At 60.9% G+C, this 13,587-nt stretch carries 16 protein-coding genes and 1 pseudogene; 10 read left to right on the top strand and 7 right to left on the bottom strand.

Features of this window, described 5'->3' with window-relative positions:
* Positions 1-1,044 (bottom strand): Hsp70 family protein (locus KBY74_RS10700; protein WP_254942689.1); only part of this gene is annotated, 1,044 nt, incomplete at its 3' end.
* A 112-nt stretch (positions 1,045-1,156) separates the two neighbouring features.
* Between KBY74_RS10700 and KBY74_RS10695 the strand changes: the two genes are divergently transcribed.
* From KBY74_RS10695 to KBY74_RS10680, 4 genes are all read left to right on the top strand, one after another.
* Positions 1,157-2,053, top strand: a complete 897-nt coding sequence (locus KBY74_RS10695; protein WP_254942688.1) for a shikimate dehydrogenase — start codon at positions 1,157-1,159, stop codon at positions 2,051-2,053.
* A 28-nt stretch (positions 2,054-2,081) separates the two neighbouring features.
* The gene (locus KBY74_RS10690; protein WP_254942687.1) at positions 2,082-2,543 is read left to right on the top strand and encodes a Tic20 family protein; all 462 of its coding nucleotides are present in this window, start codon (positions 2,082-2,084) and stop codon (positions 2,541-2,543) included.
* 78 nt (positions 2,544-2,621) lie between these two features.
* Positions 2,622-2,984 (top strand): 30S ribosomal protein S6, encoded by a 363-nt coding sequence (rpsF, locus tag KBY74_RS10685; protein ID WP_106502591.1) that lies wholly within the window; start codon positions 2,622-2,624, stop codon positions 2,982-2,984.
* Between the two features lie 111 nt (positions 2,985-3,095).
* Complete coding sequence (locus tag KBY74_RS10680; protein WP_254942686.1) at positions 3,096-3,482, top strand: hypothetical protein; 387 nt, start codon at positions 3,096-3,098, stop codon at positions 3,480-3,482.
* Here the strand turns inward: KBY74_RS10680 and KBY74_RS10675 are convergent.
* Positions 3,479-4,687: an argininosuccinate synthase gene (locus KBY74_RS10675; RefSeq protein ID WP_254942685.1), complete on the bottom strand. Its 1,209-nt coding sequence runs from the start codon at positions 4,685-4,687 to the stop codon at positions 3,479-3,481. The two genes, KBY74_RS10680 and KBY74_RS10675, sit on opposite strands and share 4 nt — an antisense overlap.
* Before the next feature lie 18 nt (positions 4,688-4,705).
* Positions 4,706-4,939, bottom strand: coding sequence for a hypothetical protein (locus KBY74_RS10670; protein WP_106502588.1), 234 nt, complete (start codon positions 4,937-4,939; stop codon positions 4,706-4,708).
* Between the two features lie 90 nt (positions 4,940-5,029).
* Here KBY74_RS10670 and KBY74_RS10665 point away from each other — a divergent pair, with 90 nt between their 5' ends.
* Genes KBY74_RS10665 through KBY74_RS10655 form a run of 3 tightly spaced genes read left to right on the top strand, consistent with a single transcriptional unit; the run spans position 5,030 to position 6,675 of the window.
* Positions 5,030-5,305 carry a DUF3134 family protein gene (locus tag KBY74_RS10665; RefSeq protein ID WP_106502587.1) on the top strand — a complete coding sequence of 92 codons (276 nt, stop codon included), beginning with the start codon at positions 5,030-5,032 and terminating at the stop codon, positions 5,303-5,305.
* Between the two features lie 40 nt (positions 5,306-5,345).
* Positions 5,346-6,416, top strand: a complete 1,071-nt coding sequence (gene mraY / locus KBY74_RS10660; RefSeq protein WP_396123176.1) for a phospho-N-acetylmuramoyl-pentapeptide-transferase — start codon at positions 5,346-5,348, stop codon at positions 6,414-6,416.
* A 22-nt stretch (positions 6,417-6,438) separates the two neighbouring features.
* Positions 6,439-6,675 carry a hypothetical protein gene (locus tag KBY74_RS10655; RefSeq protein ID WP_254942684.1) on the top strand — a complete coding sequence of 79 codons (237 nt, stop codon included), beginning with the start codon at positions 6,439-6,441 and terminating at the stop codon, positions 6,673-6,675.
* Between the two features lie 23 nt (positions 6,676-6,698).
* Here KBY74_RS10655 and KBY74_RS10650 read toward each other — a convergent pair whose 3' ends face one another.
* Positions 6,699-6,872, bottom strand: coding sequence for a cytochrome B6 (locus KBY74_RS10650; RefSeq protein WP_193486212.1), 174 nt, complete (start codon positions 6,870-6,872; stop codon positions 6,699-6,701).
* A gap of 68 nt (positions 6,873-6,940) precedes the next feature.
* Between KBY74_RS10650 and purT the strand changes: the two genes are divergently transcribed.
* Together purT and KBY74_RS10640 are read left to right on the top strand one after the other, a co-directional pair.
* A complete protein-coding gene (purT, locus tag KBY74_RS10645; protein ID WP_254942683.1) occupies positions 6,941-8,158 on the top strand; it encodes a formate-dependent phosphoribosylglycinamide formyltransferase in 1,218 nt (405 codons plus the stop codon).
* A 310-nt stretch (positions 8,159-8,468) separates the two neighbouring features.
* Complete coding sequence (locus KBY74_RS10640; RefSeq protein ID WP_254942682.1) at positions 8,469-9,233, top strand: LCP family protein; 765 nt, start codon at positions 8,469-8,471, stop codon at positions 9,231-9,233.
* A gap of 293 nt (positions 9,234-9,526) precedes the next feature.
* Here the strand turns inward: KBY74_RS10640 and KBY74_RS10635 are convergent.
* Positions 9,527-10,030, bottom strand: a pseudogene (locus KBY74_RS10635) (transposase); the annotation flags it as partial.
* Between the two features lie 44 nt (positions 10,031-10,074).
* Complete coding sequence (locus tag KBY74_RS10630; protein ID WP_254942680.1) at positions 10,075-10,593, bottom strand: hypothetical protein; 519 nt, start codon at positions 10,591-10,593, stop codon at positions 10,075-10,077.
* Between the two features lie 155 nt (positions 10,594-10,748).
* Here KBY74_RS10630 and KBY74_RS10625 point away from each other — a divergent pair, with 155 nt between their 5' ends.
* Positions 10,749-10,961, top strand: coding sequence for a hypothetical protein (locus KBY74_RS10625; protein ID WP_254942679.1), 213 nt, complete (start codon positions 10,749-10,751; stop codon positions 10,959-10,961).
* Positions 10,962-11,242: 281 nt separating this feature from the next.
* Here KBY74_RS10625 and KBY74_RS10620 read toward each other — a convergent pair.
* The coding region (locus KBY74_RS10620; RefSeq protein ID WP_254942678.1) for a DUF4114 domain-containing protein at positions 11,243-13,587 on the bottom strand (2,345 nt) is incomplete at its 5' end.

Raw genomic sequence — 13,587 nt, 5'->3', positions numbered from 1 at the left:
CTTGACCAGCTCAAGCACCGCCGGAATGCGGGTGGAGCCACCCACCATCACGATTTCATCGAGTTCAGCAGAGGAGAGCTTGGCGTCCTTAAGGGCCTGCTCCACCGGCACCCGACAGCGATCAATAAGTTTGGAGGCCAACTCCTCAAACTTGGCCCGGGTGAGGGTGAGATCGAGGTGCTTAGGACCCTCCGGGGTGGCCGTAATGAACGGCAGGTTGATTTCGCTTTGGGAAGCGCTTGAAAGCTCAATTTTGGCCTTCTCTGCCGCTTCAGTTAGACGCTGCAGCGCCTGCTTGTCCTGGCGCAGATCAATGCCCTCATTGGCTTTGAAGCTGGCGGCCAGGTAATCAACGATCACCTTGTCAAAGTCATCGCCGCCCAGGTGTGTGTCACCGGAAGTGGAGAGCACCTCGAACACGCCGTCGCCCACCTCGAGCACGGAGACGTCGAAGGTGCCGCCGCCCAGGTCGAACACCAGGATGCGCTCATTGCTCTTGCGATCGAGGCCGTAGGCCAGGGCTGCCGCAGTCGGCTCGTTGATGATGCGCAGCACCTCAAGGCCAGCGATCTTGCCGGCGTCCTTGGTGGCTTGGCGCTGGGAGTCGTTGAAATAGGCGGGAACGGTGATCACCGCTTGGGTCACCGTCTCACCGAGATACTTGCCAGCATCTTCGGCGAGCTTGCGCAACACCTGGGCGCTCACCTCCTCGGGGGCAAACTGCTTATTAAGAACGGGGCACTTCACCTTCACATTGGCGCCAGCCTTTTCAACGCCATAGCTCACTTCCTTCGATTCTTCGTTGACTTCATCAACGCGACGTCCGATGAAGCGTTTCACCGAATAGAAGGTGTTCTCCGGGTTCATTACCGCCTGACGCTTGGCGATTTGGCCCACCAGCTGATCCTGGTTTTTGGTGTATGCCACCACGGAGGGTGTGGTGCGAAACCCTTCGGCGTTGGCAATCACGGTGGGCTTGCCGCCCTCCATAACGGCGACACAGCTGTTTGTGGTGCCTAAATCAATGCCAACGACCTTGCCCATGGGTTACTAACTCCTTACGGTGAGTGGATCTGACTGGGAGCATCTTCAGCAGCTGGGGCCATCCCAGGCGAGGGGTGGTTCCCGAACAGGTCCAGCCAGCCAGCCCACCTTCATGCCCCAGCCGATCTCCGGAAGCACTGCCCTTGCTGGGGTTCTCGGGGATCCGGTGCGCCACTCCCTATCGCCGGCAATGCACAACGCCGCCCTAGCGGAACTGGGGCTCAACTGGGTGTACTTGGCCATGCCCACCAGCGCAGACCAGCTGGCGGTGGTGGTGCAAGGGCTGGAGGCCATTGACTGCCGCGGCCTCAACGTGACCCTGCCCCACAAGCAGGCCGTGGCTGGCCTCTGCCGCAGCCTCTCGCCCCTGGCGCAACGGGTGGGTGCGGTGAACACCTTGGTGCGGCACCAGCAAGGGGGCTGGCTGGGGGAAAACACAGATGTGGAGGGCTTCTTGGCTCCCCTACGCAGCACTGAGCAGAACTGGCAGGGGCGGCGAGCGGTGGTGCTGGGCTGTGGCGGCAGTGCCAGAGCTGTGGTGGCAGCCCTGGTGGAACTGGGCTGCAGCTCGATCGCCATGGCAGGCCGCAGCAGCGATCGCCTCGCAGCCCTGCTGGCCACCTGCCACAGCTGGGCGCCCCAACTGCGGGGGCTGGAATGGGCTGAGGGCAGCGCGGCCCTAGCCGAGGCCCTGGCCCTGGCAGACCTAGTGGTCAACACCACACCCGTGGGCATGGCTGCAGCCGGCAATCCGGATGGGGCCCGGCACTGCCCCCTCAGCCCCGGCGAACTGGAAGCCCTGCAACCCGGCGCCACCGTGTACGACCTGATTTACACACCCAGACCCACGGCCCTGCTGCTGGCGGCGAGCCAGCGGGGCTGCCGGGGCCTGGATGGCCTGGAGATGCTGGTGCAGCAGGGGGCCGCCTCCCTGCGGCGCTGGAGCGGAATTGAGCAAGTGCCGGTAGCAGCGATGCGCGCGGCAGCCCTGGCCCAGCTGGGCCCCTAGCCTGAAGGTCCTGGAAGTTTCTCCATCCATGCAGGATCCCCCGATCTGGCAGCGAGTGCTGGCGGCCCTGGCCTACCTGTTGCCCTGGAGCGACGCCTTCTCCTTCGGTCGGGGGCTGTTCGGCCTGTTCCCGGCACTGCAGTGGCTTGGGGTGCCGATCCTGCCGATCGCCCTGCTGGAGCAGGCGGTGCCCTTTGGCGGGCTGGTGCTGTTCCTTGTGCTCTTCCTGGCGGTGGTGCGCAACAACAAGGTGCCCTACGTGATCCGCTTCAACGTGCTGCAGGCGATCCTGATCGACATCGTGGTGGTACTGGTGAGCCTGGCCTTCCAGGTGCTGCAGCTTGGCGCCCTGGGCTTCGTCGGCAAAACCCTTAGCAACACAGTGTTTATCGGCATTTTGGTGCTGGTGCTGTTTGCGGTAGTGCAAAACCTGCGGGGTAAGGAAGCCGATATTCCCAGCCTCTCGGAAGCGGTTCGGATGCAGCTGTAAGGTGTTTGATCCGTCGCTGGTGGGCATCAGCCCGCCGGCCGCTGCCCCAATTCCTGAGGCGACAACCCCGAAGCGACCATGACGCAGCCCTACTACGAGACCATGTACATCCTTCGTCCGGATATTCCGGAGGAAGAGGTGGAAACCCATGTCGCCAAGTACCGCGATCTGGTCACCGAATCCGGTGGTGAAGTGCTGGATTGCCAGATGCGCGGCAAGCGCCGCCTGGCCTATTCGATCGCCAAGCACCGCGAGGGCATCTATGTGCAGCTCAATCACAACGGCGACGGCCAGCAGGTAGGTCCGCTGGAGCGGGCCATGCGTCTTTCGGAAGATGTGATTCGCTACCTCACCGTCAAGCAAGACGGCCCGATGCCGGCACCACGCACCCTGCCCGGCGCCAGCACTGAAGCCGCTCCCATGGAACCAGCCACCGTCTAACCGGGACCCAGTTTGACCTGAGTATTCAGTCTGACTTTGGGACTCCAGATAGGTGCGGAGTTAATACAGGCCTGGCTTGTAAAAAATTGGGCCCGCTCGTAATCTCCGCCCATGGAGCCTGACGTCATACCACCAGCACCGAAGTGGCAGCCGTCTGTCACTTCGGTTCTTTCGTGGCAGCAGCAGCAAGAGCGCCAAAACGAGCTGGAACAGGAACTTGTCAAAACTCGGGAAGAGCTTCAGGCCATGCAGGCCCTGCTCGAAGACCTACCCGGCCTCTTTGAAGACAAATTTCGGCAGCGATTGCAGCCGATGCTCGACCAGCAACAGCGGCTGCTCAGCGACAACGCCAACCTGAGCCAGCACCTGCTGCAGTTACAGCCTGGCAGCGATACGAGTACCCAGCGCCTGCTCCTGCCCCAGCAGAAGCCTGCCAGACCAAGACTGCGCCAAGCCCTACTCCATGCCTTCGGCTTCAGCCCGAACCAGGAGCCCTAACGCCGGCGCTGGTTGGCCGCCCAGAGGCGGGTGGGCAGACCCCACACGTAGATAAAGCCCTCGGCAGCCTTGTGATCGAACTGATCTTCGGCGCCGTAGGTGGCCATATCGGGCACATAGAGGCTGTGGCTGGCACTGCTGCGGCCCACCACGGTGGCATTGCCCTTGTGCAACTTCAGCCGCACCGTGCCGTTCACGGTTTGCTGGGTGCGCTCCATGAAGCCATCAAGCGCATCCTTGAGCGGGCCATACCAAAGGCCCTGATACACCAGATCCGCCCACTGCTGCTCAAGCTGGCGCTTGGTGCGCAACACATCGGCCGCCAGGGTGAGGCTCTCCAGCTCTTGGTGGGCCTTGATCAACAGCAGCAGGCCAGGGGTTTCGTAGATCTCCCGGCTCTTGATACCTACCACCCGGTTTTCGACCATGTCGAGGCGGCCGAAGCCGTGGCTACCGGCCAGGGAATTTGCCTGGCGGATCAAGCTCACCGGATCGAGGCGCAGGCCGTCGATGCTCACCGGGTTGCCCTGCTCAAAGCCGATCTCAACGGTCTGGGCCTGATCCGGCGCCGCATCCACTGACACGGTCATGGCGTAGATCTCCTCGGGCGGCTCCACGTTGGGATCCTCAAGGGGACCGGCTTCGATCGAGCGGCCCAGCAGGTTGAGGTCGATCGAATAGGGCGATTTCTTGCTCACCGGCGAGGGAATGCCACAGCGCTCGCCGTAGGCGATGGTTTGCTCGCGGCTCATGCCCCACTCCCGCGCCGGGGTGAGCACCTTGAGGTCGGGGGCGAGGGCGCCGATGGCCACATCGAAGCGCACCTGATCGTTGCCCTTACCGGTGCAGCCGTGGGCCACCGCATCGGCGCCCACCTCGCGGGCAATCTCCACCAGTCGCCGCGCGATCAGGGGCCGGGCCAGGGCTGTGGAGAGGGGATAGCGGCCTTCATAGAGGGCGTTAGCCCGGATAGCCGGGAAGGCGAATTCGGTGATGAAGGGCTCGATCAGGTCACCCACGATCGACTGGCTGGCCCCTGAATCGAGCGCCTTCTGGCGAATCGGCTCCAGCTCGTCGCCCTGGCCTAGGTCGGCGGCGAAGGTGATCACCTCCTCCACGCCCCACTCCTGCTTCAGGTAGGGAATGCAGACACTGGTGTCTACGCCGCCGGAATAGGCCAGCACCGCCTTCTTCGCCCGACCCATCAACGCCTCTCCATGCGTTCAGTTGCTCGATTCTCCCCTGTCGGGGTGTGGCAGGGACCAGTGGGTCAGCAACCACAACCCCACTAACAGGGGCGGCAGGCCCACCAGCAACCACACCACCCCCTGCTGCAGGGGCAATGGCTGGGGCCAGCGCTCACCCGCTGCGGCCAGCGCAGCACTTATGGCCAGGGCCAGGGCCCAGACCCTCAGCACCCCGGCTAGAGGGCTGGCCTTTTGGCTACTGGTGGGCATGGGCTGGTGGGCTGCATTTGCTTTGCAGCTATGGTGACTGATTGGTCTGTATGGGCCTAGCCCCAGACCTAGCTACCGGTAGGCGCACGCATGAGCACCCTCGCGACCAGTGACAGCAGTCGACTCGACACAATCAATCCCTCGCTGACCCGCTATCGGCGCAGCGATCCAGCTCCGGTGCTGCCCCTGCGCGATGAGCCCGATCTGCTGAGCTGGCTGGAGAGCAGTGGCCGCCTGGTGGCGGATGAAGAAACCGCCAGCACCGAAGTGAGCACGGTGGAAGAGGAGGAGCTTTCCGCCCTGATGGGCGAGAAGGAGGACTACAACAAGGACGACGAACAACAGGACGAAGACTGGGAAGACTGAGTTCCGCAGGGGAAACTGGGGCGGTCGCCGTCCCTTTCCCTTGGTTGTTTCGACCCCGGCTGCCCTACTCAGCAGTTTGTTGTTGCTGGCCTGTCTGCTGTGCGACTGGCTTAGCGGCGCGCCCCAGCTCACCTTGCCGCTGCTAGTTGCCGGCCTTATCAGCGCTGGAGTCACCGGTTGGGGGGTGCCGCGACTGCGGCAGCTCAAGCTCGGCCAGGTGATTCGCGCAGAGGGGCCCCAGGGCCACCTCAGCAAGGCAGGCACACCCACCATGGGCGGACTGCTGGCGGTGCCCGTGGGGGTGCTGGTGGGCGGCCTGCTGAGCCCAAGCGATCCCCGCCTGGTTGCTGTTGCCGCCGTAACCCTGGCCTACATGGCGATCGGCGCCATCGATGACTGGCGCAGCCTCACCCGCCGCACCAACACGGGCCTTACGCCCCGGGGCAAATTGCTGCTCCAGGCCGGCGCGGCCCTGTTGTTTCTGATCTGGGCCGCAGCGGGCCAGTGGCTGGGTGGGGCCTCCCCCGGCGACATCGCCCTGCCCCTGGGCTGGGTGCTGCCGATCGGTTTGCTGATCTGGCCGCTGGGGTTGTTTGTTTTTATGGCCGAAAGCAACGCCACCAACCTCACCGATGGCCTCGACGGCCTGGCCGCAGGCTGCGGCGCCGTGGTGTTCACAGGCATGGGGCTGCAGCTGATGCTGCGCGGCCATGAAGGCGATGCGGCTATGGCCGGTTTCTGCGCCGCGATGGCTGGCTGCTGGCTGGGCTTTCTCGTCCACAACCGCCACCCGGCTCGAGTGTTCATGGGCGACACCGGCTCACTGGCCATGGGCGCAGCCCTCAGCGCCGTCGCCTTGCTCTCCAATAGCCTCTGGCCCCTGCTGCTGATGGGCGGCGTCTTCCTGGCGGAATCACTATCGGTGATCCTGCAGGTGTGGGTGTTCAAAGCCACCAAAGACCCAGCCACGGGCCAGGGTCGGCGCCTGTTCAAGATGGCGCCGCTGCACCACCACTTCGAACTTGGTGGGCTCAACGAACAAGTGGTCGTAATCCGCTTTTGGCTCGCCAGCCTGCTACTGGTGGGATTGGGTTTAATGCTGCTGCCCTAAGCCCTGCCCTCGCTTATCACCCATGGCTTACTTCACCTGGAAGGAAACCGGCCTCAGCTCCGACTGCGCCAGCCTGGCCGCCATGGCTGCCCGCTTCGAGGAGGCCGCTGCCCTGATGCGCCGCATGGCCAGCGAGGGCTTTCAGCTGGAGCGCCACAGCGATGGCCAGCACATCACCCACCCGGATCCAAACGTATTTGAGGCCTATGGCTTCATCAACGAGGAATCGCCGGTGCGGCAGCTGACGTTGCTGAGCTGAGCTGGCAACGCCCAACCTGGGGATCAGTTTCGACGCAGATAGCCCACCAACCACACCACCACAAAAGCCAGGGAGGAAAGGCCTAAGTAGATCAGGGCCCATTTCTGCAAGGTGGCGATGTCCCAGCCAAATAACAGGCCGTTGGCAGCGTCCCCAGCCGTACTGAAACCCAAGGGCAATCCCAACAGCCAAGCCATCAACGCGCCCCGGTGTGCAAGAAGATCGGTTCCATCTTGCTGTCCTGCCCGCGATCCGGGCGACCACCATGACCTTTCCCACCCCTCCCACTCTTCCCGCCACCTTGATGCTGCTCGGCAGCGGTGAGCTGGGTAAGGAGGTGGCCATCGCAGCCCAGCGCCTCGGCTGCCGGGTGATCGCAGTGGATTGCTACGCCAACGCCCCAGCCATGCAGGTGGCTGATGTCGCTGAGGTGGTCGCGATGACCGACCCAGAAGCCCTCAAGGCGGTGGTGCGCCAGCACAGGCCCGATCTGGTGATTCCAGAGATAGAAGCTCTAGCGGTTGATGCCCTCGCGGAACTGGAGGCGGAAGGCATCTGCGTGATTCCCACCGCCCGGGCCACGGCCGTGACCATGAATCGCGACCGCATCCGCGACCTAGCGGCCACTGAGCTGGGGCTGCGCACCGCCCGCTTTGCCTACGCCGGCAGCGCCAGTGAACTGGCAAGCGCCGCTGCCAGCCTGGGCTGGCCCGTGGTGGTCAAACCGGTGATGAGCTCCTCGGGTAAGGGCCAAAGCGTGCTGCGGGGCCCCGAAGAAATTGCCGCCGCCTGGGAGAACGCAATGGCGGGTGCCCGAGGTGCCGGGGAACTGGTGATCGTGGAGGAGTTCCTGCACTTTGAACTCGAAATCAGCCTGCTCACCGTGAAGCAATGGCAAGGGCCAACGCTCTTCTGCCCGCCGATCGGCCACATCCAGGAGCGGGGCGACTACCAGTGCAGCTGGCAGCCAGCCCAGATGCCAGCCGCCGCTCTAGAGGCAGCCCAGGTCATGGCCCGCGGCCTCACCGACAACCTGGGCGGCGCCGGCCTGTTTGGCGTTGAATTTTTCCTATGCAAGAAGCCCAGCAGCAGCTCCGATCAGCCAGATGAGCTTGAAGTGGTTTTCTCCGAGCTCTCACCGCGCCCCCATGACACTGGCCTGGTGACGCTGGTTGGCCAGAACCTGAGCGAATTCGAACTCCACCTGCGGGCGGTGCTGGGCCTGCCGATCCCGTCGATCCAAAGCCTGGGAGCAGCTGCAAGCCGGGTAATTCTGGCCAACACCGACGGAGCCGCGGTCTCCTACGGCGGCGTAGCGCAGGCCCTCAGCGAAACCGATACCCAGGTGCTGCTTTTCGGCAAGCAACACGCCCGGCCCCAGCGGCGCATGGGGGTAGCCCTGGCCCGCGGCGGTAGTGAGGAGGAGGCCCGCCGCAAGGCAGACACGGCCGCAGCCCACATCCAGGTGCGGACCTCCAGCTGAACAAGCGGCGCTCACCCCCTGGTGCAGCAGGGATCCAGCCCGTAAGGTGCGGTGAATAGGAGCCGATATGAGCCAGGCCCAGCCCCGCCCGCGTCGCAGCCGACGCGAAAGTAGCCGCGGGGCTGTGGTCACCGACCTGCGCAACCGTCGCGAGCTGCGTCAAGCAGCGCCAGGCACCAACATCAAACCCCAAACAGCGCCAAATCCTCGGCGACGCAAACCGCCAGTTCTGGCCTTCTTACTAGGTATCTGCCTGGGCTATGGACTTGCCGGGCCTCTGCCGCAAATGGCCTCAGGGGTTTGGGCAGCCATGTTGCACGGACCCAGCCAGCTCAGCAGCCTGATCAACCCATTCGGGGGCGGCAACCGGCGCGTTCTTGTGATTGGAACAGACAAGGTGGGCGAAAACACCGATGTGATGTTCACGGTGCAGCTCAAAGACGGTGTCACCCAGCTCACCCAGGTGCCGCGCGACACCTTCGTGGAATCAGCCGAATTCGGTGTTGTAAAAGCCAATGCCCTCTATGCATTTGGCGGCATGGGTGCCCTGAAACAGGAGCTCACCAGCCTGCTGAATGCTCCAGTGGATCGCTATGTGCGGGTGAATATGCGCGCTGTGGAGCACCTAGCCGATGCCATTGGCGGCGTGGAAGTTGATGTGCCTAAGCGGATGTATTACGTAGATAATGCCCAGAATCTATACATCGACCTCTATCCAGGAGTGCAGGTGCTGAAAGGGGAGCAACTGGAGGGCTTCCTGCGCTTCCGCCATGACGAAATGGGCGATCTAGGCCGGATGGAGCGCCAGAAACTAGTGCTGGCACAGGTGTTTCGCAAACTAGCCCAGCCCTCCACCCTGGCCCAGCTACCGGAACTGCTGAAAGTCGCCGGCGAAGACATCAAAACCGATCTTTCGCCAGTGGAGATGGGCCAACTGATCTCTGCGATGGCCAGCACCAAACTGAGCACCCAGCAGCTTCCTGGCCGCCTGTTCTGGCACAACGACCTCAGCTACTGGATGCCCAACGGCAATAGCCACTACGCCGGGGTTGGCGGCGACCAAAGCAGCCCATAGGTTGGTGTTGGACCTGGTCTGGGCATGGCCATCGCAATCACGCTAAATCGCTTGCTATGCGTCGGCACTGGGCTGCTGCTAATTGGGGCCTCCTGAATAAGGACAGACCAGTTGCGCCGCAATGTATATGAGCAGTTTCTAAAGGTAAAAATGTACTCAAGTGGGCTCATTTGCGCCCAAGAGCTGCTCAAGGTTTTCCACATGTATCGACGCGAGCATGGTGATCAGCTCTCGTTCCAGGATTTCTTTCTGCCATTTGGTAGCCAACCCTAAGGCAGGGCTGATTCAAAGTCTCAGCAAGTGGCTGATTTCGGTTGTCGCCCTGCCATCTCAAGCAGTGTCGTGATGTCGTGCATCACCGCCTGCATCCCGCCTCGAATCGACTGAAAACCGGCCAATCGCAGCAGGTTGAGGGCTGCCGTTCGCAGCGTGGCCATTGCTCCGGCGCCATTGCCCCGGTAGCGATGGGCGTCCTCGTGGAGCTGTGTGTCGCGGATCCAGTGCCAGCCTTCAATACTCCAGCGGTCCCGCACCAGTTGCAGCAGAGCTTCTGGGGTCGTGCGCAGGCTGGTGAGAAACACATGGGTGGCCTGAAAGGCCTTGCCATCGCGCCTGCCGATTGCCGCCACCTCCACGATCCAGCTGGTGCCGATCCAGTTCACGCGGATGTGCTCCGGTGCTTGTTTTGCTCGCAGCATCCAGGTGATGTTGCGGCCATGGCTTACCTCGTGATCCACTGCCACGAAAGGGATCCTGCGCTTTCCCTGGAACTGGCTGCGGATCTGGCGGTACAGCGACTTCTGGTTGCCTTACTCCTTCGGAGAAGCCTGCGGCTACACCGTCAAGAGGAAGTCGGCCCCCTGCTCCTGGAGCTGCCGAAAAACGGTTTCTGGGTGTGCAGGGCATCCGCCTGGATCAGCACCCCTTCCAGATCCAGCTCGCCGAGGAGCTGCCGCAGCACGGCCCGCTCATGGTTTTCGCCGGTGGCGTAGCAGGCCTGACTGATCGCTACGCCCAGTGCAGCGGAGTACAGCGTGACCTGGGCAATGAACGCGGATCCCCCACCGGCGGTGGGCTCGAAGGAGCCCCGGAGCGTCTTGACATCACAAATCAGTTGTTCGAGATCAGCTGCGCCACCTGGGATCTGGGCGATGGTCCAGTCGCGGATCGCAGTGCAAAGAGCCGCCACATCCACGTGTTGAAAGAAGTAGCGGAAGGCTGAATCGGAAGGCGGCCGCCGGAGCTCAAGGCCCAAAGCCGCTGTGAGCACGCTGTGGTGGCGGATAGAGAAGCGTTCCAGATCCCGCAGGCTCTGGCAGCGGCTCTTGGCGTGAGCCTTGTGCGAAGCAGTAGATCCCAAGCACCGCAACCAGCAGCAGGTACCAGGCCGGGATGCGAACGCCCCGTCGCATGCGCGCGTCCGGGATCGCCTTGAGGTAGCTGATCAGATCGAGATCGGTTGCGGCAGAAACGCTCTCGAGCACAGGGAGGATGCGATTCCGCCGACCTCAACCCATGCTGACAGCTCCGGCAAGAGATCCTGGGACAGACTTTGAATCAGCCCTGACCAAGACCCCAAAAGTCGTTGTGAGCAGTGACCCGGAAGAAAATGCCAAGCCATCAGTATGGTTCGAATTCCGTGATGGCAAGCTGATCCCGGCTGAGAAAGCCTTTGCCATAGCTTCCAAATTCCAGAGGCGCTTTGGCACAACCCTCTCGGTGCTCTGAGCGCTGCAGGGAGGCGGGAGGCCCCGCCTCCCGCCGGCCGGTCTCCCCGGCCGGTTTAGTCAGTGCTGACGTTTGATCTGGTGGATTGTGTTCTGGGGAACCTGGCGCACCCCAAGGTGGCACGTGAGCAGCCGAAGACAGCCTGTGGGCTAGCAATCATGAAGCAAGCGTGGTTTGAGAAGAGCAAAACAAACAATTAACCTTAGGGAAAAGTCATTCAGACTCCTCCCTGTTCGCTAAAAATAGGGATTCAAAGATAAAGGAGGTATAAGCATTCAAGATCAGACGGCAGTAGTACCCACCTTGCTGAAGACAAAACCAATAACTTGGTCATCAAAGTCTCGATCGCCACCCCCATAAAGATCCTCGAGGCCAAACATATTTGAACCAAGGGAAACAAAGTGGGAAATGCCATCAGCGTTACCTCTGGCAAAGGCCACAAAGGTATTCCCCTTAACCTGTGCAATCGGCGCGAGATAGTTGCTCTCCTGGAGTGAGATGGAGCGGTTACTGGTTTGGCGATTGCCCACCTGGAGACCTGTGAGCCCATCGACCATATTTCTAAGGGCAGCAGCTCCGTAATCCGCGGCGGTCGTACCGACTTGGCCGGGGGCAATAGTGCCTTTGCTCTGATCAGAAGGATCGCGCCATACGGTGCCTTGGAGGTCGAGGGTTCGGTAGAAACCAGTGACAGCATCAAAGGCAGCCTCACGCGCAAGGGTCAGGGTGCCCTCAATCCTTTGATCAGGGGTAAAGGCAGTGAAATCAAGTACGGGGGCAAGGCCCTGCTCCTGGCCAATCAGGGCGCCTAGACCCTGGTCGCCAGAAACAAGGGAAAGAGCGAGGCTGACGCCACTAGTGGATGAAAGATTTCCAGAACGGGAACCAGTTGAAAAACCACCGGTGGAGAAGAAACGTAGCCGCCCATCAGTTGCGCTAGTGATCTGATCCAGGGTGCCATCAACCACCTCGAAGAAGCTAACCAATTGGTTATTGATCAGCAAGATGTCTCGATTTAATGACGCACCAGGGGCCAGGGTGATATCTGTTGATTCCAGGCTTGTATACAAGGTCTGAGAGCGATTCCTAAGCTCATCTACATTATCAAGAATGGCATTAAAGCTCGTTGGATCGGAATCATGAACCACGTAATAGATTTGATTGGTGGTAGCAGAACGACGATTAAGGGCTGCCCGCAACACGAGGCTTGCAGGGGCATCCTTGTTGTCTTGATCAGCGGCCTGCAGGGTACGTGAATCGACGGCGGTCAGCAACACATTTTGGAGGTCTACTGTGCCAGCAGTGGAAGGATCGTGGACTTTTCCATCACCTTTTTGACCGGTATCACCAATGCCGCCATCAAAAAACGTAAGGCTGACAAAATCAGCAATGCCATTACCATCGAGATCGTAGAAGCGGGCTCCGGCTTTGTGACGAGCGTTATAGGTTAGGGGCGAAAGGTTACCTTGCCCATCAATGCCGATATAGAGCAGGTGGGTCTGGTCTTTACGCTTAAGGACACCATCTTTAAGCACACTGATGTCAAGATCATCTCCAACCTGGGTGAGGTCAAGGAAAAGCTTGGCTTTACCACTGCTATCAGCATCAACCGTAAAGTCGATAGCTGTCTGGTTAAGCAAGACACCAGATGGAGGTGTTGCCACTGGAATGGCGTCGAGAGATGTGGTAGTAAGTTCTATGCCAACCGTAATTGGCTTTCTAGTTGGGTCTAATTTGCTTAAGATCAGCGGATTAAGATCTGTTTGAGCTGCCTGCAACTGGATAGAACCAGTAGTGGTGTTAAGAACAAGCTCAAGATGGACCTGATTGTTATCTAAACCATCCTGATCAAACTTAGCGCGCAGGCCATCGCTGATGGAAAGCGTCTGATTGCGGTTGCCCAGATCGTTAGCAGCAAGGTCGGCCGAGAGCCGACGACGCACATTGAGGTTGAGGGTAGTAGCAAGACCATCCTTTAGGGCAGCCTTGTTGATATCAGCCCGAAAACCAATCGTTGCCGAAGAACCGGAGTCATCGACTTGCAGATCCAGGCCTGAAAGCACCGGTCGGAGTCCACCACTTGCCTGATCCACATCGAGCAGGAGATGGATTTGCTGTTGACCCCGGTCGTCGAGTTCAGCAACCTTCAGGCTGAGTGTGCCATTGCGCAGGGCAGCGATAGCACTTGGATCAACCGGAACGCTGATGTCCGCAGAGGCTTGGCCTGCCTCCAGTCGCAAAAACCCTGCCACTGGTATGTAGTGACGTCCGGGCTCAGCGGAACTGTTAAGGGAAGACGAGACATAACTAACCAGCTGGCTGCGGCTGAGATCGCCGTCACGGCTAATTTGGAAAAGGGCAACACCGGAACCGGGTGTGGTGCTGTAGCCGGTAATAAACAAGCCATCACCAAATGATGCACTACCAACAGTGGACGAGGCGCTCGGTACTGGAGGCTCACTTACAGAGGGCTCCGATTCATTGAGGGCAAAGGGAGTAGCCATACCGGCAACGGAGACAGAAGCATCAACCGTTTGCACATTGTTTGCGAGCCAGGACCTCGCAGACTCACCAACAGGTGCGCCCACGTACACCAAGGTAGGGTTGGTGCTATCAGGAAGAGCAA

The organism is Cyanobium sp. A1C-AMD (genome assembly GCF_024346495.1).
GTDB classification, from domain to species: Bacteria; Cyanobacteriota; Cyanobacteriia; order PCC-6307; family Cyanobiaceae; genus Cyanobium_A; species Cyanobium_A usitatum.
This window is presented reverse-complemented; position numbering and strand designations above follow the sequence as displayed.